Raw genomic sequence first — 21,564 nt, 5'->3', positions numbered from 1 at the left:
CGAGGTGCGGGCCCGGCAGTACGGGACCTGTCCGAGGGCCGGAGTTCTGCGTCACCGCGTCATCAACGTCACCCGAACCCCCTGATCTGCGGTTTTAGGGTGACGCAGGCATCCGGGAGTGCGTCATCGGTGACGCAGGGCCGCGTCATCGGGTGACGCAGGTGACGCACGATGACGCAGGATTCTGGCTCTGCGTCACCCCCTCTTTCCGCAGGTCAAAGCCCCCTTTGCCCTGCCGTGGTGACGCGGTGACGCAGACCTTTCCTACTTAGGAAAAAAAGAGGGGAGGTTTTTGTAGTGCTACAAGGGGTGGTGACTGTGCCAGCAAGAGGAGCACCCCGCGCCACTCCGCCAGGGGTGCTCCTCTCGCTTGTGAGCGGGAAGCGGAATCCTCACGGCCGGAGAGCGCCCCGCGCCGGAGGAGAGGTCAGCGTCCGCAGCGTCCGCACCCCTCCACCTTAAGAGCCGTCTTGACCTGCGGTGATGCTCTTAAGAGGAGCGAGGGGTGCGGACGCTGCGGACGCTAGCGGACGCTAAACAGTTTGTTTAGCGTCCGCGCCATTCCCGCAGGTCAGACCCGCTTCCCGACCCCTTGCGGACGCTGCGGACGCTGTCTTACACCAAATCTCTAGGATGGGTTAAAGGGAGAGGGAACCGGCACCGCTCTTCCGGATGCCGCGCAAGCCGGGGAGGGAGGCAGACCCACCCCCGGAAAACCGCTTCTCCAGGGGCTCCGGAGAGGTCACCTCCCCTGCCTCCCCATCCTCCCTAAAAGCCGATCTGTGCAGGTCAGCCCCGGGGAGGCACGTCGGGGAAGCGGTTGGGGAGAACTCCCCGCCTCCCCGACGCCTCCCCTATCGCCTCCCCAGCGCGCGCCCCTCCTGAAGAGCCTTCCAAGGACGCCACGCAGGAGGGGGCCCCGGCTAGTTGCGGCATCAGCAGCGGTTGAACCCTGCAACCGCGCCTGACCTGCGAAGTTGAGAGTTGACCCGCTGAGGGGGAGAGGGCCCCTACGCGCACGCGCGCGTAGGGCGGCCAAGAATTAGGCCGTGCAACCCTCTGGCGGGCCCCCGAGGGGCCTCCCAGCCACCCGGAGGGCAAACCCCCTTCCGCAAGGAGCGCAGACGCTCCACGGGGCACCACTGCCCCTCGCCCCAGAAATGGCCACTCAGGGAAGAGGCCCGGGAGCTCTCACCCCCCCTGCGTAGCCTCTTGGAAGGCTCTTCAGTGACAGTTGCCCGCGTCTGACGGAAGAGACCACGCCCCAGGCCCCTGGGTGGTCTCTTCACCCCCCGGACCCGCACCGCGCCACGCCGCGCCAGTCGGCCGGCGGAGTGCGCGCGCTCGCGGAGCGAGCTGCCAAGAGGTTGCGCGGCTCGCCGCTCGCTCTATCCCCTCCCTCACAACGCCGCTGGGGCCGCAACCAGTGGCGGCCTCAGCTTGTCGCTTGTCTTGTCGCTTGTCGCCTCCTGTCAGCCGCACCCACCGCAGACCGCAGACACCCATCTGACCTGCACCACGACAAGTGACAAGACAAGCGACAACCCGCTCCCCCGGCCTTACGTCGGATTTCGCGTGGGAAGAGACCTTGGCCCTGCGTCTGGCGGTCTCCTCATCGCTCCTGCTGGGCCTCATAGAGTTCCCATGCACGTTCCAGAGTCGCCACCGCCGCAGGGATCGCCCCCCGCTCTTCCAGGTACTCCCGCTGGCCGCTGAGCTGACGCCGACTCGGCCAGTCGGGATCCGCGGCGACATCACGGGCCAGGTCTCCGATGGCGTTCTGGTCCTTCTTGTGAGTCTTCAACCATGCTGTGAAACTCGGGTTCTGGGCCATCTGTTCATCGTGCCATCGCCTTCCTCGCGCCGTACGGGAATCGCGGGCAGGCCACCTGTCGCGCGACCAAGGTGCATCGACCAGCCGGGCCGTCTGTGGGCCGTCAGACACCAGCCAACGATGACCAACAACAACCAACGACCACCGCTCGACCGCAGGTCAGCGGCCATGCGTGGGCCCCTGAGCAGGGGTCAAAACCGGGCCGGTCAGACCCAGGGCAAGAAGAAGTAGCAGAGAACGCGATCGGGCCCCTCACCTGCGTTGTTCGGGCAGGTGAGGGGCCTTCGCGTTTCCCGGGCCGCCTACGGGCCCGGGTGGGCGCAGGTCGCCGGGTGCGACGGGCCGATGACCTCGGAGGTAATTGATGCCCTCCGTGGGGGCCGCCTACCTTCGGCACGGTTCGGCGGCCCCGCGGAGGAGCCGCTTCCGTACCCGGGCGACTCCCCGGTGCACGAGAGGAACGACGACCATGGCATCGACGCAGTACGACGGTGTCGCCTCAGACGCGGGGGCGACGGGATCCGACGGTTTCGCGAGGCTGGCGCTCAAGCTGGACGCGGTGGCCACCGGCCTCAACGGCATCGCGTACCTGGCGCTCGCCACGGTCCTCGACTCCTTCTTCGGCGTCACGACGGCAGTCCAGTACCCGGTCGGGGCGTTCCTGCTGCTCTACTCGGTGGGCGTGCTGGTCATCGGGACGCGGAAGGAGATCGACCGCACGGGACTGACGGCGGTCATCGTGGCGAACCTGCTGTGGGTTGTGCTCAGCCTGGTGGCAGTGGTCTCCGGTGTGCTGTCTCCGACCGGCGTCGGTGCGGTCTGGATCGTGCTGCAGAGCCTGACGGTCGGCGGCTTCGCAGCCCTCCAGTACGTCGGGCTCAAGCGGATGTGAGCTCGTCCGGGTCGGGTCGGGGCGGGTGACCTCAGGCCACCGGCTTGCGCCACACCGAGATGTGCTTGCCGGAGTCATCGGTGAACGGCGACCCGTCCCAGTCCGCGACCCGGCGTTCCGGCTCCAGCCCCGCGATGCGGGCCATCAGGTCCAGCTCGGCCGGCCAGGCGTAGCGCTGGCGGCAGGTTCCTCGGCGGTAGCGGCCGTCGTCGCCGTCGCGGGTGAAGTGGTGCGAGACGAGGGTCTGCTCGACCAGGTCGAAGGTGTCGAAGCCGATGTGCCGCTCGGACACGTCGAACGGCACCGCGGTCTGGCCGGGCGGCAGGAACCGCAGCGGCGGCACGACCAGTTCGATGACGAACCGGCCGCCGGGTGCCAGATGGCGGGCCGCGTTCTCGAAGCACGCGACCTGGTCGTCCTGGGTGAGCAAGTTCCCGATGGTGTTGTAGACGAGGTAGACCAGGGTGAACTCGCCGGGGACGGCCGTCGTGGCCATGTCCCCGATGACCACCGGGAGCGTCTCCTCGTCGGCCTTGCGGCGGAGCACCGCCGCCATCGGCTCGGAGAGTTCGATGCCCGTCACCGGTACGCCGCGTTGCCGCAGCGGCACGCCCACGCGGCCGGTGCCGATGGCGAACTCCAGGACCCGGCCGTCACCGGCGAGTTCGGCCAGGAAGTCGAGGGTCGGTCCGAGGACGGCGGGCGAGGAGTTCTCCGCCTCCTCGGCGTCGTAGCGGTCGGCGGTCTCTCGGGTCCACAGTTCGCTGCTGGTCACGGGCGACCACTCTGCCGGGCGGCGGCGACGTCTGTCGACGCAATTCCCGGGGGCCATGGGGGCCATGGGCGCCGCTGGACAGCAGGATGAAGGAGCGGGGTGGACAGTGGCCGAGATGCGGTCGTGTCCGAACACACCGGGCTACTCGGCGTTCCTGGCCGTCGTGGCGTTCTGGCGGCGGCGAGCTCCGGAAGCCCGCTCTGCGTAGAGGTGTTGGCCGGTATCTCACCGGCCTTCACGGCAGTGCACCTTGCCGTCCTCCTGGTCAGGCGGCGGCACGACCGCCGTACGGTCGCCGACGACAGCTGATACGCCACGGCGGACGACGGCGCGGGCGCGTTGTCAGTGCCCCCTGCCACGATCGTCACCATGACCGTCCACCTGCTCTCCGCCATCGAGCAGGCCCTCCGCGACAGTTGGAGCGCCGAGACCTGCACCCCGGAGTACCGCGACCGCTGGACTCCGGACAATCCGGCGCGCGATCAGTGCGGGGTCACCGCCATGGTGCTCAACGACCTGCTCGGCGGGGAGCTGGTCCGGGGCGAGGTGCGTGTCGGCGGGGTGCGCACCGACTTCCACTGGTGGAACCGGCTGGGCCTGGGCGTCGAGGTCGATCTGACCCGGGAGCAGTTCGGGCCCGAGGAGGTCGTCGTGGGCGGTGAGGTCATGGCCCGGCCGCCCGGTGAGCTGCCGCGGCTCCAGGAGGAGTACGCGCTTCTGCGCGACCGGGTCGTGGCGAAGCTCGGGCGGAGCTGAGCGGGAAGTGCCGCGTCCCATCTGATCCGTGGCTGATCCGTGGCCGATCCGTGCCCGCCCGGGTCGGCCGAAATGCCCCTCGCACGCACTACGGTGGGCCCGGACCGTCCGTCTGCTTCCAGGGCAAGGAGATCGAGGAGAGCGATCATGGGTGAGTCTCTGAAGACCTTCGTCGGCGGTACCGAGGTCGACGTGCCCAACAGCATCCCGGACATCCGGGCCGCGCTGCCCGAGGAGAGACGCGAGGAGTTCGATCTCGCGATCAACGAGGCCGGGGTGCACGAGATCCAGGCCGTCATGCGGCACTGGATGCTGGAGGCCGTGCCCGATCCCGAGGCCGAGAAGATCCTGGACCGGCTCGCGCAGGACGAGGCCGAGAGGCGGAGCGTCGCTTGAGCTTCCGCATCTCCTACGCACCGCCCGCCGACGACACCCTGGCCAAGATGCGCGGCGGCGAGTCCTTCCGGGACGAGATGACCCGCACCCTCGGTGAGGAGCCGTACGGCCATGCCTCGACCGCCGTCAAGAGCGAACGGGACCGGCGTGAGGCGACCGTCTCCGGGGCCATCGTCCTCTACTACGTCTCCCGGTCCGTGCTGACCGTCACCGTCGTCCGGCTCGTGCCCCTGCCCTGAGCGAGCGGCGCAGGGCCGCACAGGGCAGGGGCATCACGTCCGTACGTCAGGCGAGCTTCTTGTCCTGCGCCGCCACGACCTCCGCCGGCACCTCGAACTTCACGCCGCCGCCCGCCGCCGCCAGGTTGAAGGCGAAGAACGTCGCCACGGAGCCCTCCTTGCGCAGCGCCACCAGCTTGAACGGGGCCTGGTCGCCGCCGTCGTCGGAGGTGACCGTCCAGGCCGCGGACTCGTCGCCGCCGGTGACCTTCTCCTCGGTGACCGAGGCGAACTTCGTCGTCGTGCCGGCGACCGTGGCGGTGAAGCCGCCCGCGCAGTCCGCCGCGGCCTTCTTCAGCGCGGCGAAGGCGTCCGGGCCAGCCGTCCCCTCGTACGAGTTCAGCGCGACGAACGTGGACGTCAGGTTGAAGGCGTCCTTGAACGCGTCCTCCGCCCCGCCGTCCTTCAGGTCCTCCAGCGACTTCTTGCCGCCGGCCTTCGGCTCGTCGATCACCTTGCGCTTCGTGGTGGCCACCGAACCCTTCTGCGCCACGCCGTACATGGCGTGGGCGACCGGCAGGCACTCCTTCTTGTCGACGGTCACACCGTCGGCCGGAACCTCGTCGTCCGGACCCGCCTCGGTGACCTTGCGGCCCTCCACATCGCCCTGGGCGAGCGTGGCCTTCTCCAGCTCGGCGGCGGTGAGCGCCTTGGCCGGGGTCTTCGGGGCCGAGCTGCCGCCGCCCGCGGTGCCCTTGTCGCCCTTCCCGCCCTTGGCATCGGCGTCCGACGAGCCGCCGCCGCAGGCGGTGACCAGCAGGGCGAGAGCGGCCGCGGAGGCGGCGAGGGCGGTACGGCGTACGGCAGTGGCGCGCATGGTTCTTCTCTCCGGTTCGGGGAGCGACCGCCCTTCCCCCGCGCGGCACTTCGACGCCGTCTGGGACGGACCGTCGCAGTGATCCACACTTTACGATCGAACCTGTGAGCGATGAGCGGTCCGGCGACCCCCTCCCGCGATCGTGATTCTGCTGTGATCATCCTGTGAACGCACTGTGGGGAACCGCTGTACAACCCTCCGGTCCGCCCCCGTCGAACCCGGATTCGGACCCGGGCCCGGGTTCGGCGGGTCCGCCCCCGTCGAACCTGAATTCGGACCCGGCCCCGGGTTCGGCTGTCCCGCCGAGCCGTTCGGGCCGCTCGCCCTCACCTGGCGTACCGCGTTCACCGCGATGACCGGGGCCGTGCTCGCCGACGCCGAGACCTTCCGGGCCCGGCTGCCGTACCCCGTCGGCCACATCCGTGCCGACGAGACCCGGGAGTTGGTCGCTCCTCACCTCGTCGACGCCCTGGACGTGGCCTCCCGGAAGAACCTCAGCACCGGCGCACGGCCCGCTGGGCCTCGTACAGGTTGACCGGGCGGACCGCCTCCGGGCTCCCGTACGCCTCCAGGCGGGTGTGCAGGTCGCCGGTGAAGTCGGGGACGTCGATCTGGCCGAACTCCCGTACCTCGTTGATGCCCACGGTCGCGCTGTACGGGGCGAGGCCGTCGATCCTCATCAGCCCGGCCCGTTCGTTGGTGACCCGGATGTTCCAGTGCGTGAAGCGCGCCCCGAAGAGCGGGCCCGCGCTCGCGTCGCCGCCGTGGACGCCGTTGTTGTTCACCGTGATGTCGGTGCGCACATTGGCGAACGGCATCCCCCGGTGCGAGTCGAACGTGCCCATCTCCATCCGGCCGCGCGACCAGACGTTGTAGCTGGACAGGCCCTCGACGTTGATGCCGTGGAGCTGGGTGCCGGAGGGCGCGGGGGTGGTGCGCGCCGCGATGGTGAAGTCCTCGATCAGATTGTCGTGCGAGCCCTCGCGGCAGTAGTACGGGTGGTGCGCGCCGCGCCCCTCCACCTTCGTACGGCGCAGGGTGCAGGCGGACGCGCCGATCAGACCGAAGCCGTTGTCGACGTGCCGCACGGTGACGTCGTCGGCCCAGCAGTCGTACGCGCACTGGAACGCGAGGCCGTTGTACCCCTGGTCCAGCAGATGCGGGGCCTGCGGCTTCTCGACCGCCTCCAGGGTGAGGCCCTCGACGCCGGACCCGGTGAGCGGAGTGACGAGGGTCGTCAGCCGGGGGTCCCACTCGGGGCGCACATCGAGCGGAAGCGGGCGTTCCAGGGTGATCCGGCGGCCCTGGACTGCGGTGACGCGGACCGGCCATTCGTAGGGCACGTACGAGGTCAGCTTGGTCCTGTCGGCCCAGGCGTACGCCCGCGCGCCCTCGCCGTCGCCCGCCATGTGCTGGAGCAGCGTGTGTCCGGGGTCGTCGGCGAGGCGGAGCAGGACGAGCTGTCCGGGCCGCAGATTCCGGGCGTCGGCGGCGGGGACGGTGATCGTGCGGTCGCCCCGGCGGGCGGGGGCCGGGGTGGCGAGGGTGCGCCAGGCGTCGCGGCGGTTGCCGGTCCAGCCCTCGAAGGGCCAGTCCCGGGCGCGGACCGCGTCGGTCAGCGAGGCCCAACGGTCCTTCGGGCAGAGCCAGATCAGCCCACCCGCCCAGGACCAGCTGGACTTGTCGCCGCCGTAGCGGCTGCCGTACGCGCCGATCAACTCGGTGAGGCTGCGGGTCGCGTACAGCGTCGTCGCACCGCTGCCGGCGCCACGCACCACGACGTCGCTGTGGCCGATGCGGATGATGTCGTCGATGCGGTACGTACCGGCCGGGACGGTCACCGTGCCGCCGCCGCGCTCTCCGGCGGCGGCGATGGCGCGGTTGATCGCGGGCGCGGCGTCGGCCGATCCGTCGGGGCGGGCCCCGTGGTCGCGTACGACGTCGATGACGAGGCCGCGGGGGCGCTCGCCGGCGGAGCGGCGGCGCGGAAGAGGGGACCCGGCGCGGTAGCCCGCGCGGCCGACGAAGGGGATCTGGGGGTGGGTGAAGGGGGCGGCGGCGAACTCCCTCCAGAGGGCGGCATCACGGGCCGGGCGGGAGGCCACGGGCGCTCGGGCCGCCCGGACCGCCGATGCCCGGGCCGTCCCCGTGGCGGCGGCTGTTCCGGTCGCGGTTCCGGTCACGGCGGCCGCCGCGACGGCCACGGCGCTGCCGAGGACCGCGCGTCTGCCGACGACGCCCCGGCCGCCGCTCTCCCGCACCTGCCCACTCCCCCGATGCGTCGCCATACCCGAGCCGCCTTTCATGTATGTGAATGACGTTCATGTGTGCGTTGGCGGCGAGCATGGCACGACTCGGCGGCACAGGGAAAGACCCCTGCGCCGCCGAGAGAAAACCGAAGGGAAACCGGGAGAGAGCCGGGGAGGCGAGCGTCAGTCGTCGGACGCGCGCCGGGTCAGGTGGCTGAACGCGTCCAGGTTCCGGGTGGATTCGCCGCGCGACACCCGCCACGCGTACTCCTTGCGGATCGAGCTCGCGAAACCGAGCTCCAGGAGGGTGTTGAACGCCCCGTCGGCCGCTTCGAGCACCACGCCGAACAGCCGGTCCAGTTCCTCGGCGGTGACCACCGACAGCGGCAGCTTGCCGACCAGATAGACGTCGCCGAGCGAGTCGATCGCGTAACTCACCCCGAACAGGCGGAGGTTGCGCTCCAGCAGCCAGCGGTGCACCTCTGCGTCGTTCTCGTCGGGGTGCCGGACGACGAACGCGTTGAGGGAGAGCGAGTGTTTGCCGACGATCAGCGAACACGTCGTCGACAGCTTGCGGGTGCCGGGCAGCGTCACGACGTAGTTGCCGGGCCCCGGGCTCTCCCATACGAGCCCGGCGTCGTTCAGCGTCGCCTCGATGACCTGGGCCGCTGCTGTCTCGTCGGGTACGTCAGCCATGCAGCGAGCGTACGACAGCCCGGTGCGGGCGGCAGGAGCGGCCTCAGCCGTGGTGCGCCGTGGCCCGGCGGCGGTGGTCGGCGAGCGCGGCGGTGTACACGTCGGCGGTCGCCGACGCGGCCGTGTCCCAGCCGAAGGACTGGGCGTGCGCCGCGGCGGCCGCCCCCATCCGCTCGACCAGCTCCGGCGTGTCCGCGAACCGCCCGAGCGCGCGGGCGTACGCCTCCGGCTCGTGCCCCTGCACGAGGAAGCCGCCGGCCCCGTCGCGCACCGCCACCGGCAGCCCGCCCACGGCCGCCGCGACCACCGGCGTACCGGTGGCCTGGGCCTCTATGGCGACCAGGCCGAAGGACTCGCTGTACGACGGCATGACCAGCACCGACGCGGCCCGGAACCAGTCGGCGAGCCGGTCCTGGCCCACCGGCGGACAGAACCGGACGACGTCGGCGATGCCGAGGCGGGCGGCCAGCTTCTGCAGACCCTCCGGCTTGGCGAGCCCGCTGCCGCTCGGGCCGCCGACCACCGGCACGACGATGCGGGACCGCAGCGACGGATCCCGCTCCAGGAGCACGGCCACCGCGCGCAGCAGCACGTCAGGGGCCTTCAGCGGCTGGATGCGGCCCGCGAAGAGCGGGATCAGCGCGTCCTGCGGCAGACCGAGCCGGGCCCGTGCGGCGGCGCGGCCGTCGGCGGGGCGGAAGCGGTCCAGATTGACGCCGGGGTGCACGACGGCGACGGCCGAGGGATCGGCGTCGTAGAAGCGGACGAGTTCGTCGGCCTCCTCGGCGGTGTTGGCGATCAGCCGGTCGGAGGCGTTCACGATCTGGGTCTCGCCGATGACGCGGGCGGCCGGCTCCGGGGTGTCGCCATCGGCGAGCGCGGCGTTCTTGACCTTGGCCATGGTGTGCATGGCGTGCACGAGCGGAACGCCCCAGCGCTGGGCGGCGAGCCAGCCGACCTGGCCGGAGAGCCAGTAGTGGGAGTGCACGAGGTCGTAGTAGCCGGGGCGCTGACCGGCCCAGGCCTGCATCACGCCGTGCGTGAACGCGCAGAGCTGGGCGGGCAGGTCCTCCTTGGCCAGCCCCTCGTACGGACCGGCGTCGACGTGCCGGACCAGGACGCCGGGGGCCAGCTCGACCTCGGGAGGCAGGGAGCCGGTGGTCGCCCGGGTGAAGATCTCGACCTCGATGTCGATCGCGGCGAGTCGCTTGGCCAGTTCGACGATGTAGACGTTCATCCCGCCCGCGTCGCCCGTGCCGGGCTGGTGGAGCGGGGACGTGTGCACGGAGAGCATCGCGATGCGGCGCGGCTTGCGGGAAACCCCGGAGAAGCCTCCGGGGAACCTGAGGCGCGCGGCCGTCCGGGTGGAGCCGAGCCGGGAGACGTACTGGCTCACCTGGTCGGTCCTCCTCGCTCGGGGCATGCCGTGGAGAGGGCACGCTGACCCTCCGTTGGGCGAGAACAGCGGAATCCCACCTTTCATTTCCGGCTTTGCCAAATCATTACGTTGCCCGGCGGCGCGCCGTCACGTTGCCGGGCGGCGCGTCGTCCGGCACGGGCCGGACCGCCACCCCGGACCTCCACGTAGGGACCGGACCGCCGCCCCGGACCCCGTACCGCCCCCGTCGCATACGCTCGACCCATGCGCCAGCGCCCCATCGGCACCGCCACCCGCGGGACCACCAACCCGAACCGGCTGCGCCGCATGGACCGCTGGATCGCCGACGCGCACGGCCCCGCCCTGCGCCGCGCCGGGACGCCCGTGGCCGTCGATCTCGGGTACGGGGCGGCCCCCTGGACCGCCGTCGAGCTGCTGGACCGGCTGCGCACCGCCGAGCCGCGCACCGTGGTGGCGGGCATCGAGATCGACCCGGAGCGGGTCGCGGCGGCGAAACCGTACGAGCGCGAGGGCCTCACCTTCGTGCACGGCGGCTTCGAGGTCCCGCTGGAGGTGCGGCCCCTGCTCATCCGGGCGGCGAACGTGCTGCGCCAGTACGACGAGGACCGGGTCGCCGAGGTCTGGGCGCGGCTGTGTTCCCGCCTCGCCCCGGACGGACTCCTGGTCGAGGGCACCTGCGACGAGATCGGCCGCCGGCACGTCTGGGTGGCCCTGGGGCCCGAGGGTCCGCGCACGGTCACCTTCGCGACCCGGCTCGGCTCGCTGGAGCGCCCCTCCGACCTCGCGGAACGGCTGCCGAAGGCGCTGATCCACCGCAATGTGCCGGGCGAGCCGGTCCACGCGTTCCTGCGGGACTTCGACCGGGCCTGGGCGACGGCCTCCCCGTACGCCTCGCTCGGCGCACGGCAGCGCTGGATCGCGGCCGTGCGGGCGGTGGCGGCCGACTGGCCGGTGACGGACGGGGTACGGCGGTGGCGCCAGGGCGAGATCACCGTGGAGTGGGACGCCCTGCGGCCCAACAGTCGCTGAACAACTGCCCGGAAGGGCAGAGTTCGCCCGCCCCGGGAACATCGAGGAACATCCTGGACCGTCCGGGAACGTCACGGGGGCATCATTCGTCCCAGTGAGGGGGACCTCGCGGGACGTCGTGCGAGCCGGGGCTGACGGCGAAGTGGCCCCGCACGGGCGATATGTGACGTGTCAGGTGCCGTCTGCCTCTGTTGCTTTGGAGGGCGGCATGGCACGATCGCGACGTCACCCAGAAGTTACTGACGGTAAGTCAGGTACGTGCCCGGAGGGGGAGCCCGTGAACCGACGCCACTGCGCCACTGCCGCCATCACGCTGGTCTGTGCGCTGGCCCTGCTGACGTCCACGGGCCAGGCGATGGCCGCCCCCGTCCCGGACCCCTCGCCCTCCCCTTCCGCTTCCTCCTCCGCCGGCTCGACGCCCCGCTACTCCAACGCGGAACTCGAAAAGGTCCGCGAGCAGATCGAGACGCTGTACCGGAAGGCGGGCGCGGCGACGGACGCGTACAACCTCGCCGAGGAGCAGACGAAGAAGCAGTCCGGCGAGATCGTGAAGCTGGCCAAGGCGATCGTCGACGGCCAGGCGCGGATCGCCGCGCTGAAGGACCGGGCCGGCGCCCAGGCCCGCGAGCAGTACCGCAACGGCGGTCTGCCGCCCGGCGCGCAGCTGGCCCTGAGCAACGACCCGAAGCTCTTCCTGGACGGGATCAACAAGGTCCGCCAGAGCCAGCAGGCCTCCAAGTCGCTCCTGACGGACCTGAACCAGACGCAGCAGGACCTGGAGACGTACACCCAGGACGCCAGCGCCAACTGGGAGAAGCTGGAGACCAACCGGGTCAAGCAGGCCAAGGCCAAGAAGAAGATCAACGCCCAGATCAAGGCGGCGGAGAAGCTCGAATCGCAGCTGGAGAAGAAGGAGCGCGACCGGCTCCTGCAGCTGGAGCGGGACGCCGCGGACAAGGCGCAGACGGCCTGGCTCTCCTCCGGCGCGGTCAAGGACGTCAGCGGCGAGGCGAGCGAGGCCGGGGCGGCGGCGGTGGCCTTCGCGACGTCCCAGATCGGCAAGCCGTACGTCTGGGGAGCGGAGGGGCCGGGTTCGTACGACTGCTCCGGTCTGACCTCCCAGGCCTGGCTGGCGGCGAAGCGGCCGATCCCGCGCACCTCGCAGGAGCAGTGGCGGCTGCTGCCGCGCATCGACATCCAGGACATGCGCCCCGGCGACCTGATCATCTACCACGCCGACGCCAGCCATGTCGGGATGTACGTCGGCGACGGCGCGATCGTCCACGCCCCGCGCCCCGGCCGCAACGTCACGCTGGCGGGCGCGGGCTCGATGAAGATCCTCGGCGTGGTCCGCCCGGACAAGTAGGAGCACCGGCAGGAGTTCCGGAGGCGCGGCGCCATGTGAGCGGGGCCACGCCGCCGTTCGTGGGCGCGTGATGTTTGTCATGGGCGCTTCCCCGCCCGTACGGCGGCCCATCGCGCCGGATCCGTGTCGGGACGCGGCTTATGACGGCGCATATGACAGGGGCCGGTTCCCGTGCGCCATTCCGTTCCCCCACCGCGTACCGCTATCGTCCCCGACTGGCGGATCGTCGATCGTCGACCCGCCGCGCCCTCGGGGGGAGGGAAGGAAACTCGAACCGATGCCCGTACCCGTACCGCAGCAGCGATCCGTTCCCGCTGCGGAGACCTCGCACGGCGACCTCACCCTGCTGGTGATCGAGGACGACCCGGCGGGCACCACCATCACCGTCCCCGAGCTCTCGGCAGCGGCCGGCACCCGGGTCCGTATCCGTACCGCCCGCAACCTCACCGAGGCCGCCCGGCTGCTCACCGACGACGTCGACTGCATCCTGCTGGACCTCGCACTGCCGGTCACCGGCTCCGGGGCCGAGCCGGCCGAGCCCGGCTCCGAGCGGGCCGAGCCGCTCTCCGAGCGCGCCGACGAGCTGGCGGCCCTCACCCACGTACTGCGCATCGCACCGCTGCACGCGGTCCTCGCGCTGACCGCCGAGGACGACACGGAGCTGGCGGCCGAGGCGGTACGCGTCGGGGCGCAGGACTACCTCTTCCGGGGCGAGCTGGACGCGCGCGTCCTGAGCCGCGCCATCCGCTACGCCGTGGAGCGCAAGCGCGCCGACATCGCCCAGCACCAGCTCACCGAGTCCCGGCTGCGCGCCCAGGAGAACGCCCGCCTGGAACGCGGCCTGCTGCCCACCCCGCTGCTGGACGGCTCCGACCTGAGCTTCGCCGCCCGCTACCGCCCCGGCCGCAGCCGCGCCCTGCTCGGCGGCGACTTCTACGACGTCGTCCGCACCCCGGACGGCACGGTGCACGCGATGATCGGCGATGTCTGCGGTCACGGCCCGGACGAGGCGGCGCTCGGCGTCGAGCTGCGGATCGCCTGGCGGGCGCTGACCCTGGCCGGGCTGTGCGGGGACGACCTGCTCTCCACGCTCCAGCAGGTGCTGGAGCACGAACGGCAGAGCGAGGAGATCTTCGCGACGCTCTGCACCGTCGACATCACGCCCGACGGGCGACGCGCCGGACTCTGCCTGGCCGGCCACCCCGCACCACTGCTCGCCCGCCACGGCCGGCCGGCCCGGCTGCTCCCGTACGAGGACGGCGGCCCGGCGCTGGGGCTGCTGCCGCGGGCCCGCTGGCCGCGCCGGCAGGTGGAGCTGGGCGGCGCGTGGAGCCTGATGATGTACACCGACGGGCTCATCGAGGGGCGCGTGGGGACCGGCGGCAGCGAGCGGCTCGGCCAGGACGGCATGGTCGCGATGGTCAACGGCCGGCTGGAGCAGGGCCTGGCGGGCGAGGAGCTGCTGGAGGCGGCCGTCGCCGAGGTGCGGGAGCTGAACGGCGGCGAGCTGACCGACGATGTGGCGGTCCTGCTGCTGGGCCGCGATCCGGAGCGGATACGACGATGGGGTGGCAGCGCACCGCGCTCCCACCCCGCGTCATCCGTGGCCGGACGCCCCCTGGGCGTTCAGCGCCCGCCGTTGTAGGGACCGTACGGGCCGTCGCTGCTGGAGCCGCCCCTGCGGCCACCGCCGCCACCGGAGACCTCCTTGAGCGCGGGGCGCACGTCGACCATGAACACGATCGACGCGACGACACCCGCGAGCTGCAGGAAGAGCATCGGGATGAGCAGGTTCACCGCTACGGCGATGCCGAGGATGATCAGCCAGAACGACTTCTTCTTCTTGTCGGCGGCACGGTAGGCGTCCTCACGGGCGGTCGCCGCGAAGACGAACGCGACCACGGCCAGCACCAGCATCGCCAGATAGAGCAGCTGGAGAATCGTGCCGAATCCTGAGAGCAACATGCTGTGTACCGCCTAGTGAGTGGATGAGCGCCCTGCGGCCGGGAGGGCCAAGGTACCGGGACAACGAACCGGCCACCCGTAAAGGTGCCCGCCCCGCGTCCCGGTCACGCGTACCGCGTCGGGGAAGGACCCGTGAGGGTCACTTGCCGTCAGCCGGCGGGGTCTTCCTGGCCGCGGGCTTGCGCGGTGCGGGCGTCTTCTTGGCCGGCGCGGCCTTGGCCTCGGCGGACTTCACCGGGGCGGCGGGCGCGGCCTTCGTCGCGGCGGGCTCGGCCGGAGCGACGGGCGATGCCTTCGTGGCGGCGGGCTTGGCGGCGGGCGCGGCCTTGGGGCTCGCCTTCGGCCGGCTCTTCGGCTCGGCCTCGACGACGGCGGCGATCTCGACGATCTCCTCCGCGGTCTCCCCGCGCCAGGTCCGTACGGTCTGCTCGCCGTGCTCGGCGACCTTCTCGTACGTCTCCCGGGCCTTGATCGCGTACTCGGCGGCCACGCCCACACTGCGCAGCGCCAGGTCCTGAGCGCTCTCGCCCAGCTTCTTCAGGTCGGCGGCGTCGAACGAACCGAACACCTCGGTGACCTTCGCCTGCACGGTGGCCTGGGCCTCCTTGGCCTGCGTGCTCACCTTCTCCTGCACGGCCTTGGGGTCGGTGTTGCGCACGGCGTCGATCCGCTCGGGCGCCTCGGCCCGCAGCTGCTCGATCAGCGCCGGGACCTTGCGCGCCTGCTGCACGGCCAGGTCGGCCGTACCGGCGGCGAAGTAGAGGGGCGTGGGGTCGGTGAGGGTCTTGCGCAGGTCATCGGTGATGGCCATGACTGTGGTCCTCCCGGATCATCAGGTCCAGCTGCTAGCTGTGAGGGTCTTGGTCTTTGGTGACGTCCGTACCGGCGTCGTCGCCGTTACGGGTCCCGGCATCGCCGTCCGCGTCGCTGTCGGTGTCCGCTTTCACGCCATCGGCGGAGTCGACGTCCTCGTCGGGCCCGGGCGCGAATCCGTTCTCGCGGCGGAAGGAGTCGTAGATCTGCAGCAGAACGTTCTTCTGCCGCTCGTTGATCGACGGATCGGCCAGAATGACCGCCCGCGTCTCCAGCTCCTCCCGCTCCCGCTCGTCGAGGATCCCCGCACGGACGTACAGGGTCTCGGCCGAGATCCGCAGCGCCTTGGCGACCTGCTGGAGCACGTCCGCGCTGGGCTTGCGCAGACCTCGCTCGATCTGGCTGAGATACGGGTTCGACACCCCGGTGGCATCGGCGAGCTGCCGCAGCGAGAGCTGCGCTGCACGGCGCTGTTCCCGCAGGTACTCACCGAGATTGCCGACGTTGAGTGATGCCATGGCTCGATAGTGCATCACTCTTGCTAACTTTTGCAAGCACATGCTTGCAAAAGTGTCGCGCGCCACGGCCGCCCTCGTGAGCGACCGGGCGCGGACACCGACGGCGCCCTCCGCGTGGCCACCAGCAGCCGCATGCCTCCCGGCGCCCGGCCGACCCGGTGGGCCGCGAGACGCCGGCCGGAAGGTTCCCTGGTCCGCGCCGCGGGAGCGGACGGCATCCTCGTACGTTCCGGTCGCGCACCTCTTCGCCGCGTCGACGGACCGGGGGCGTGGCGGCGTACCGGGTCATAGCCCCTGCCGCCGCGCCGGCAGAGGTCAGCGCGCCGGCGGGAGGCAGCAGGGCGGCCGGTCAGCCGGCCGTCACGGCCCGGTGCGCGGCGGCGAGGATCTCCTCGGAGACCGGGGAGCCCGCAGTGGCCCGGGACAGGACGAGCGCACCGAACAGGGTGCAGAGGCGGGCGATGCCGTCCTGGTCGTCGGTGGCGAGGAAACCGGCGAAGTCGGCCACCCCCTCGGTGTAGACGCGACGAGCCTCCTGCCCCCCGCCTTCGCGCGCGATATCGGTGGCGAGCGCGGCAACCGGGCAGCCGTCCGCCGGGTCGTCGCGGTGCCCGACGGAGAGATAGGCGTCGATCAGGGTCCGCTGGGCGGCATCGCGCTGCCCGTCGGAGCTTTCGAGACCGGCCGAACGGCGCTGGGCGAGCTCGGCGAAGGCGTGGGCGACGGCCTCGTCGACGAGCGCCTCCTTGGAGGCGAACTGCTTGTAGAAGGCGCCGTGGGTCAGCCCGGCCGCCTTCATCAGGTCGGCGACGCTCACCTGCGTGCCCTGCTCCCGGAACAGCCGCGAGGCGTTCTCCACCACCCTGCGGCGGTTCTCCTCCGCCTGCGCCTGCGATACGCGGCCCATGGCCACCTCCTCCGTGAACCCCATTTGGATGTCGACTGGCATCTATCGTAGACCCGTGTTTAGATTGGCTGCGTAATCTAATTTGTGCGGGTGGCCTGCGGCGCCCGCCAGGACCGAAAGCAGAGGCGGACATGGAGCTCAAGAACACGGTCGCGGTCGTCACCGGCGCCAATCGAGGGCTCGGGCGGCACCTGGCAGCCCAGCTCGTCGAGCAGGGCGCCAAGGTCTACGCGGCGGCCCGCCGCCCGGAGACGGTCGATCTGCCGGGCGTGACCCCGCTGCGGCTCGACGTCACGGACCAGGAGTCGATCCAGGAGGCCGCCCGCATCGCCTCGGACGCGACACTCCTCATCAACAACGCGGGCGTATCCACCGGCGCGACGCTGGTCGGAGGCGACCTGGGCCAGGTGCGCCGGGAGATGGAGACCAACTTCTTCGGCCCGCTTCTCACGACCCGGGCCTTCGCCCCCGTCATCGAGGGCAACGGCGGCGGCGGCGTCCTCAACGTCCTGTCCGCCCTGTCCTGGTTCCATCCGGCAGGACTCGGCTCCTACGCCGCCGCCAAGGCTGCCGCCTGGGCACTGAGCGACGCGACCCGAGAGGAACTGGCCCCCCGCGGCATCGCCGTCTCCGCGCTGCACGTCGGCTACATGGACACCGACATGGCCGTGGCCGTACCCGCCGACCAGAAGGCCGACCCCGTAGAGGTCGCGGCTCAAGCCCTGCGCGCGATCGAGGAGGGCCTGCCCGAGGTCCTCGCCGACGAGACCAGCCGACTGGTCAAGGCGTCGCTGTCGGGCACGCCGGCGGCGGCCTGAGCCGCACTCGCCTTCCGGCCCATCGCCCACGTCGAAGGACATCGCATGCCGCTCTGTGGCTGACTCCGGAGGACGTCGAGCGCATGCGGTCCGAGATCTTCGAGGTGATCCACCGCCATCGGCACAGTGAGGCCGAAGCGCCGCAAGGGGCCTCCCCCGTATCACTGCAGGTACAGGCACTTCCCGTGCCGGGCACCGTGGATCTCGGCTCCGGTGACGCATGATCTCGTACGACATAGCGGCGCCCGGGCCGCCCGCGTACCGGGACATCGACGTCCTGCGCCGGGCTTGCCGCTCACACCGCCTCGGTGACCGGCGACGTGGTGCACTTCCTCGCCTTCTCCTGGTCCACCACGCGTACGGCGGGCCGTCGCAGGTCGGCTCCAGGAGCCCGAACCCGCGCCGTCGCCGGAGCAGTGACCGAACTCCGTACACCGCCTGCCGATGTCGCGACGGGCCTCGTGCCGACCGGTCGGGTTCAGCGAGGCGCGAGGAGGCAGAACTCGTTGCCTTCCGGGTCGGCCAGGATCGTCCAGGAGATCGCGGACGCATCGAAATCGGGGTCGGTGGCGCCCAGCGCGCGCAGTCGGTCCGCTTCCGCGGCCAGGTCGTCACCCGGGTAGGGGCGGACGTCGAGGTGGACGCGGTTCCACCCGCTCTTGGTGTCGGGGGTACGGACGAACTCCAGGTAGGGCCCGACGCCCTTGGCGGAGCGCAGGGTCGCAAGGTCGTCGGTGACCGCGTGCAGCGTCCAGTCCATCGCCTCGCCCCAGAACCGGGCCATCTCCCGTGGGTCGGCGCAGTCCACCACCACCGCGGCGATCGGCCCGGTGTCCCGGTAGACGGGACGGGGCTCCAGGACACAGAACTCGTTGCCTTCCGGGTCCGCCATGACCGTCCAGGGGACGTCGCCCTGTCCCACATCGGCGAGCGTCGCGCCGAGTCCCTTCAGGCGCTCGACCAACTCCGCCTGATGGGCCGCCGAGGTGGTGGCCAGATCGAGGTGCACGCGGTTCTTGACCGTCTTGGGTTCCGGGCGGGCGATGAGGTCGATGCAGACGGCCGTCGGGCCGGGGTAGGTGAAGCCCACGGGTTCGAGGTTGGTCACGCCGGGGCCCTCGCTGTCGACACCCCAGCCGAGCGCCTCCGCCCAGAACCGGCCGAGCGCGGAGTCGTCATGGGCCTTCATGTTGATCTGCACGAGTCGCGTTGCCATGCCGCAGATCCTAGAAGCCGCGCCGGCTGCTCAGGCCGATGGGGACCGGCGGTCGCGCTCGTGCTCGTGCCCGGCCCTCCCCGAGCCGAGAACCTCGACTCCCGGGCCTCCCCGACCCGAGAACCTCGTCTCCCGGGCCTTGCCTTCGAAGATCATTCCGTTGGAGCCTGGGAGGCATGCCTACTCTTCCGACCTTCGTCCTCGTCCACGGAGCCTTCGCGAACTCGTTCTCCTACGCGCCGCTCCAAGCCGAACTCGGCCTGCTCGGGCATCGTTCGGTCGCGGTCGACCTTCCGGGGCACGGGTTCGGGGCCACGTACCCCGCCGCCTACCAGACGCCCCAGGATCTCGGTGCGCTGGCCGCGGAACCGGGGGCCATCAAGGGCGTCACCCACGCGGACAACGTGGCCCACGTGATCGAGGTCCTGGAACGGGCCAAGCGGAACGGGCCCACCGTCCTCGTCGCCCACAGCCGGGGCGGCGCCACGGCCACCGCCGTCGCCAACGCCCGGCCGGACCTGATCGACCGGATCGTCTACGTCTCCGCCTGGTGCCCCGTCGATCTGGACGTGAACGACTACTACGCCCAGCCGGAGATGGCCGATGTCGACGCGGGAGCCCTGGCCCTCGCGGTCGTCGGGAACCCGGCCGAACTCGGGCTGCTGCGGGTCAACTTCCGTACGGCCGACCCGACGGCGCTCGCCGCGTTCAAGCAGGCGTTCGCCGCCGACCTCACCGATGACGAGTTCCGGACCTTCCTCAACACCTTCCAGCCCGACGAGAACCTCGACGTCGGTACGTCGGCCGACCGGGCCCAGGCCGCGACCTGGGGCCGGGTGCCCCGGACCTATGTGCGCCTGGCCGCCGACACCAGCCTTCCGCCCGCCGTTCAGGACCGCATGATCCGCGAGGCCGACGCGCTGACGCCCGACAACCTCTTCGACGTCCGGACCCTCGAAGGCAGCCATCTGCGCTGGCTCGTCCACCCGAAGCCGGCCGCCGAGCTGCTCGCCGGACTCGCCGCGCTCTGACGCCCGTTCGGGGCGGCCGGCGACCGGCCTCGCCATGCTGCCGGCCGCCGTGGCCATCGGAGCCGTCTCGCTGGGCCTTTCGGCCCGGCTCGCCGCCCGGTTCGGCGAGCGGGCCGTCCTGCTGACCGGGATCGGGCTGCTGATCACCGCCCTCGGACTGCTCGCCAGGCTGCCGGTGCGCGCGGACTACGTCACCGATCCGCTGCCCGTGATGCTCCTCGCGGCCGGGTTCGGGCTCGCGTTCCCGGCGCTGACCTAGCTCGGCATGTCGGGCGCGGGCGACGACGACGCCGGGCTCGCCCCGGGCCTCTTCACCACGACCCAGCAGATCGGCATGGCCCTCGGCGTGGCCGTCCTGTCCGCCTGGCCGCCGGCCGGACCGAGGCGCTCGGCGCCGCCGGACTCTCCTCGGCCGAGGCCCTGACCCGGGGGCTGCCGGCTGGCGTTCACCGTCGGTGCGGGGCTGCTCGCGGCGGTCTTGGCCGTCGCGGACCTGATGCTCCGGCCGGGGCGCACCGGCGGAGCACCCGAGAGCCCAACACCGAGTATCGGTAACGGCGTTGGGCCCCGGCGTGGGCCCGTGGGCCCCTGACAGGACGGCCGGCCGACCCTACCGTCCATGCGAGTGGACCCTCGTACCCCCGCTCGTGCCCCGCTCGCCCCACGCGCCCTGCCGCCGCCCGACCGCTTCGAGGGAGACCTGATGTGCCGATCCTGCGCAACCACCGCCGCACCGGCCGATACGTCCGTGAACGCTCAGGCTCCGGTCCACGGGGCGTCCCGGCGGGGGCTGCTGGCCGGCCTGGGCCTGGGCGCGCTCGCCGTGAACCTGAGCCTGTCGGCCGGGGCGTCCACGGCGGTGGCGGCGGAAGCGGAAGCGGCGGCCGCGGCTGCGACGGAAGCAGCGGCAGCGGCGGCCGCGAAGAACGGGGCGTGGGCCAATCCCGCCCCGGGCCGGTTCCCGTCCGGCGGCCACTACGGCGCACCCAGAGGCGGCGCGTCCCACGCCGGCCAGGACGTCAGCAACTCCACGGGCACCGCCGTCCACGCGGCCGCGGCCGGCAGGGTCGTCCGCCGGTCGTGGGGCGGAGGCCTGCCCGGCCGGACCGGTAACGCCCTGGTCATCGCGCACGGCGGCAACCAGTACACGTACTACGGGCACCTCAGCGCCTACCGGGTCGCCCTCAACGCCACGGTCAGCGCCGGACAGCGGATCGCCGACATGGGGGCGACCGGCAATGTGACCGGGCCGCACCTCCACTTCGAGACGCACGCCGGAAGCCTCGGCAGCACGGTGAACCCGGTCGGATTCCTGGCCGCCCGGGGCGTGGACCTGTCCGGCGGCTGGTCGAGGATCGACCCGGGCGCGAGCGGCGCGACGGTCGTCGTGATCCAGCGCCTGATGACCCGGCGCGGCCACACGTTGGTGGCCGACGGGCAGTACGGTTCCGTGTCGGTCGCCGCCGTCAAGCGGTTCCAGAGCTCCAAGGGGCTGGTGGCCGACGGCCAGGTCGGTCCGGCCACCTGGCCCGTGCTCGTGTACACGCTGCGGCAGGGCAGCAGCGGGGACCACGTCCGGGCCCTGCAGACCGCGCTGAACAAGCGCAGCGCCCGGCTGACCGTCGACGGCGGGTTCGGCTCCGTCACCACGAGCGCCGTCCGCGCCTACCAGAGCGCCAACCGCCTGGTGGCCGACGGCGAGGCGGGCCCGGTGACCTGGCGGGCGCTGACCGGCTGACCCGCCGCCGAGTGTGGGGCACACGGTGACGCGTGCTGTCCCGCAGGCCGCCCGGCAGGGCGGCCGTGGTC

The 21,564-nt window shown here is 71.7% G+C and carries 22 protein-coding genes and 1 pseudogene; 12 read left to right on the top strand and 11 right to left on the bottom strand.

Annotation, left to right across the window (positions count from 1 at the left end):
• Window positions 1-1,612: 1,612 nt before the first annotated feature.
• Window positions 1,613-1,834: a YozE family protein gene (locus AC0VY3_RS01735; RefSeq protein WP_475548733.1), complete on the bottom strand. Its 222-nt coding sequence runs from the start codon at window positions 1,832-1,834 to the stop codon at window positions 1,613-1,615.
• Window positions 1,835-2,303: 469 nt separating this feature from the next.
• On the opposite strand from AC0VY3_RS01735, the gene AC0VY3_RS01730 reads away from it, so the two are divergent.
• Window positions 2,304-2,726 carry a hypothetical protein gene (locus tag AC0VY3_RS01730; protein ID WP_103510929.1) on the top strand — a complete coding sequence of 141 codons (423 nt, stop codon included), beginning with the start codon at window positions 2,304-2,306 and terminating at the stop codon, window positions 2,724-2,726.
• 31 nt (window positions 2,727-2,757) lie between these two features.
• On the opposite strand, the gene AC0VY3_RS01725 is transcribed toward AC0VY3_RS01730, so the two are convergent.
• A complete protein-coding gene (locus AC0VY3_RS01725; RefSeq protein WP_103510930.1) occupies window positions 2,758-3,501 on the bottom strand; it encodes a class I SAM-dependent DNA methyltransferase in 744 nt (247 codons plus the stop codon).
• Between the two features lie 369 nt (window positions 3,502-3,870).
• Here AC0VY3_RS01725 and AC0VY3_RS01720 point away from each other — a divergent pair, with 369 nt between their 5' ends.
• From AC0VY3_RS01720 to AC0VY3_RS01710, 3 genes are all read left to right on the top strand, one after another.
• Entirely contained in the window at window positions 3,871-4,257 is a 387-nt protein-coding gene (locus tag AC0VY3_RS01720; RefSeq protein ID WP_103510931.1) for a YunG family protein, read from the top strand.
• A gap of 147 nt (window positions 4,258-4,404) precedes the next feature.
• Window positions 4,405-4,653, top strand: coding sequence for a hypothetical protein (locus AC0VY3_RS01715; RefSeq protein WP_103510932.1), 249 nt, complete (start codon window positions 4,405-4,407; stop codon window positions 4,651-4,653).
• Window positions 4,650-4,892 carry a hypothetical protein gene (locus tag AC0VY3_RS01710; protein ID WP_475548732.1) on the top strand — a complete coding sequence of 81 codons (243 nt, stop codon included), beginning with the start codon at window positions 4,650-4,652 and terminating at the stop codon, window positions 4,890-4,892. The genes AC0VY3_RS01715 and AC0VY3_RS01710 overlap by 4 nt, the downstream gene beginning before the upstream one ends.
• A gap of 46 nt (window positions 4,893-4,938) precedes the next feature.
• Here the strand turns inward: AC0VY3_RS01710 and AC0VY3_RS01705 are convergent, their stop codons facing one another.
• Entirely contained in the window at window positions 4,939-5,748 is an 810-nt protein-coding gene (locus AC0VY3_RS01705) for a hypothetical protein (protein ID WP_103510933.1), read from the bottom strand.
• Window positions 5,749-5,923: 175 nt separating this feature from the next.
• Between AC0VY3_RS01705 and AC0VY3_RS01700 the strand changes: the two genes are divergently transcribed.
• A complete protein-coding gene (locus AC0VY3_RS01700; RefSeq protein ID WP_475548731.1) occupies window positions 5,924-6,283 on the top strand; it encodes a hypothetical protein in 360 nt (119 codons plus the stop codon).
• Here the strand turns inward: AC0VY3_RS01700 and AC0VY3_RS01695 are convergent.
• The 3 genes from AC0VY3_RS01695 to mshA form a co-directional block, all read right to left on the bottom strand.
• Window positions 6,243-8,036, bottom strand: coding sequence for a glycosyl hydrolase family 28-related protein (locus tag AC0VY3_RS01695; RefSeq protein WP_475548730.1), 1,794 nt, complete (start codon window positions 8,034-8,036; stop codon window positions 6,243-6,245). The two genes, AC0VY3_RS01700 and AC0VY3_RS01695, sit on opposite strands and share 41 nt — an antisense overlap.
• Window positions 8,037-8,180: 144 nt before the next feature.
• Window positions 8,181-8,693 (bottom strand): type III secretion system chaperone family protein, encoded by a 513-nt coding sequence (locus tag AC0VY3_RS01690; protein WP_475548729.1) that lies wholly within the window; start codon window positions 8,691-8,693, stop codon window positions 8,181-8,183.
• 43 nt (window positions 8,694-8,736) lie between these two features.
• On the bottom strand, window positions 8,737-10,089 hold the full coding sequence (gene mshA, locus AC0VY3_RS01685) for a D-inositol-3-phosphate glycosyltransferase (RefSeq protein WP_242738672.1): 1,353 nt from the start codon (window positions 10,087-10,089) through the stop codon (window positions 8,737-8,739).
• Between the two features lie 246 nt (window positions 10,090-10,335).
• Here mshA and AC0VY3_RS01680 point away from each other — a divergent pair, with 246 nt between their 5' ends.
• From AC0VY3_RS01680 to AC0VY3_RS01670, 3 genes are all read left to right on the top strand, one after another.
• Entirely contained in the window at window positions 10,336-11,121 is a 786-nt protein-coding gene (locus AC0VY3_RS01680; RefSeq protein ID WP_475548728.1) for a class I SAM-dependent methyltransferase, read from the top strand.
• Between the two features lie 277 nt (window positions 11,122-11,398).
• Window positions 11,399-12,487 (top strand): C40 family peptidase, encoded by a 1,089-nt coding sequence (locus AC0VY3_RS01675; protein WP_103510938.1) that lies wholly within the window; start codon window positions 11,399-11,401, stop codon window positions 12,485-12,487.
• A gap of 277 nt (window positions 12,488-12,764) precedes the next feature.
• Window positions 12,765-14,132: a PP2C family protein-serine/threonine phosphatase gene (locus tag AC0VY3_RS01670; protein WP_475548727.1), complete on the top strand. Its 1,368-nt coding sequence runs from the start codon at window positions 12,765-12,767 to the stop codon at window positions 14,130-14,132.
• On the opposite strand, the gene AC0VY3_RS01665 is transcribed toward AC0VY3_RS01670, so the two are convergent.
• From AC0VY3_RS01665 to AC0VY3_RS01650, 4 genes are all read right to left on the bottom strand, one after another.
• Complete coding sequence (locus tag AC0VY3_RS01665; protein ID WP_030078320.1) at window positions 14,114-14,452, bottom strand: DUF2516 family protein; 339 nt, start codon at window positions 14,450-14,452, stop codon at window positions 14,114-14,116. The genes AC0VY3_RS01670 and AC0VY3_RS01665 overlap by 19 nt on opposite strands.
• Before the next feature lie 139 nt (window positions 14,453-14,591).
• Window positions 14,592-15,263 (bottom strand): hypothetical protein, encoded by a 672-nt coding sequence (locus AC0VY3_RS01660; RefSeq protein ID WP_475548726.1) that lies wholly within the window; start codon window positions 15,261-15,263, stop codon window positions 14,592-14,594.
• Between the two features lie 34 nt (window positions 15,264-15,297).
• On the bottom strand, window positions 15,298-15,783 hold the full coding sequence (locus AC0VY3_RS01655) for a helix-turn-helix domain-containing protein (protein WP_475548725.1): 486 nt from the start codon (window positions 15,781-15,783) through the stop codon (window positions 15,298-15,300).
• A 349-nt stretch (window positions 15,784-16,132) separates the two neighbouring features.
• Window positions 16,133-16,690: a TetR/AcrR family transcriptional regulator gene (locus AC0VY3_RS01650; RefSeq protein ID WP_475548724.1), complete on the bottom strand. Its 558-nt coding sequence runs from the start codon at window positions 16,688-16,690 to the stop codon at window positions 16,133-16,135.
• Window positions 16,691-16,821: 131 nt separating this feature from the next.
• Here AC0VY3_RS01650 and AC0VY3_RS01645 point away from each other — a divergent pair, with 131 nt between their 5' ends.
• Window positions 16,822-17,508, top strand: coding sequence for an SDR family oxidoreductase (locus AC0VY3_RS01645; RefSeq protein WP_475548723.1), 687 nt, complete (start codon window positions 16,822-16,824; stop codon window positions 17,506-17,508).
• A gap of 478 nt (window positions 17,509-17,986) precedes the next feature.
• On the opposite strand, the gene AC0VY3_RS01640 is transcribed toward AC0VY3_RS01645, so the two are convergent.
• Window positions 17,987-18,724, bottom strand: coding sequence for a VOC family protein (locus AC0VY3_RS01640; RefSeq protein WP_103510943.1), 738 nt, complete (start codon window positions 18,722-18,724; stop codon window positions 17,987-17,989).
• A 176-nt stretch (window positions 18,725-18,900) separates the two neighbouring features.
• Here AC0VY3_RS01640 and AC0VY3_RS01635 point away from each other — a divergent pair, with 176 nt between their 5' ends.
• From AC0VY3_RS01635 to AC0VY3_RS01625, 3 genes and pseudogenes are all read left to right on the top strand, one after another.
• On the top strand, window positions 18,901-19,755 hold the full coding sequence (locus AC0VY3_RS01635; RefSeq protein ID WP_103510944.1) for an alpha/beta fold hydrolase: 855 nt from the start codon (window positions 18,901-18,903) through the stop codon (window positions 19,753-19,755).
• Window positions 19,756-19,765: 10 nt separating this feature from the next.
• Window positions 19,766-20,347: pseudogene (locus AC0VY3_RS01630) on the top strand (MFS transporter); the annotation flags it as partial.
• Window positions 20,348-20,458: 111 nt separating this feature from the next.
• Complete coding sequence (locus tag AC0VY3_RS01625; RefSeq protein WP_374935511.1) at window positions 20,459-21,493, top strand: peptidoglycan-binding protein; 1,035 nt, start codon at window positions 20,459-20,461, stop codon at window positions 21,491-21,493.
• Window positions 21,494-21,564 lie beyond the last annotated feature (71 nt).

The sequence above is a fragment of the Streptomyces sp. iso_384 genome (genome assembly GCF_056172905.1).
The sequence above is the reverse complement of the archived record's forward strand: the minus strand, read 5'-3'. Positions and strand labels throughout refer to the sequence as shown.

Excerpts from the sequence above, each read along its gene's own strand:
- AC0VY3_RS01735 (WP_475548733.1), bottom strand. The coding sequence starts at position 1,834 with ATGGCCCAGAACCCGAGTTTCACAGCATGGTTGAAGACTCACAAGAAG.
- AC0VY3_RS01730 (WP_103510929.1), top strand. The coding sequence starts at position 2,304 with ATGGCATCGACGCAGTACGACGGTGTCGCCTCAGACGCGGGGGCGACG.
- AC0VY3_RS01720 (WP_103510931.1), top strand. The coding sequence starts at position 3,871 with ATGACCGTCCACCTGCTCTCCGCCATCGAGCAGGCCCTCCGCGACAGT.
- AC0VY3_RS01715 (WP_103510932.1), top strand. The coding sequence starts at position 4,405 with ATGGGTGAGTCTCTGAAGACCTTCGTCGGCGGTACCGAGGTCGACGTG.
- AC0VY3_RS01705 (WP_103510933.1), bottom strand. The coding sequence starts at position 5,748 with ATGCGCGCCACTGCCGTACGCCGTACCGCCCTCGCCGCCTCCGCGGCC.
- AC0VY3_RS01695 (WP_475548730.1), bottom strand. The coding sequence starts at position 8,036 with ATGGCGACGCATCGGGGGAGTGGGCAGGTGCGGGAGAGCGGCGGCCGG.
- AC0VY3_RS01690 (WP_475548729.1), bottom strand. The coding sequence starts at position 8,693 with ATGGCTGACGTACCCGACGAGACAGCAGCGGCCCAGGTCATCGAGGCG.
- AC0VY3_RS01680 (WP_475548728.1), top strand. The coding sequence starts at position 10,336 with ATGCGCCAGCGCCCCATCGGCACCGCCACCCGCGGGACCACCAACCCG.
- AC0VY3_RS01670 (WP_475548727.1), top strand. The coding sequence starts at position 12,765 with ATGCCCGTACCCGTACCGCAGCAGCGATCCGTTCCCGCTGCGGAGACC.
- AC0VY3_RS01665 (WP_030078320.1), bottom strand. The coding sequence starts at position 14,452 with ATGTTGCTCTCAGGATTCGGCACGATTCTCCAGCTGCTCTATCTGGCG.
- AC0VY3_RS01660 (WP_475548726.1), bottom strand. The coding sequence starts at position 15,263 with ATGGCCATCACCGATGACCTGCGCAAGACCCTCACCGACCCCACGCCC.
- AC0VY3_RS01655 (WP_475548725.1), bottom strand. The coding sequence starts at position 15,783 with ATGGCATCACTCAACGTCGGCAATCTCGGTGAGTACCTGCGGGAACAG.
- AC0VY3_RS01650 (WP_475548724.1), bottom strand. The coding sequence starts at position 16,690 with ATGGGCCGCGTATCGCAGGCGCAGGCGGAGGAGAACCGCCGCAGGGTG.
- AC0VY3_RS01645 (WP_475548723.1), top strand. The coding sequence starts at position 16,822 with ATGGAGCTCAAGAACACGGTCGCGGTCGTCACCGGCGCCAATCGAGGG.
- AC0VY3_RS01640 (WP_103510943.1), bottom strand. The coding sequence starts at position 18,724 with ATGGCAACGCGACTCGTGCAGATCAACATGAAGGCCCATGACGACTCC.
- AC0VY3_RS01635 (WP_103510944.1), top strand. The coding sequence starts at position 18,901 with ATGCCTACTCTTCCGACCTTCGTCCTCGTCCACGGAGCCTTCGCGAAC.
- AC0VY3_RS01625 (WP_374935511.1), top strand. The coding sequence starts at position 20,459 with ATGTGCCGATCCTGCGCAACCACCGCCGCACCGGCCGATACGTCCGTG.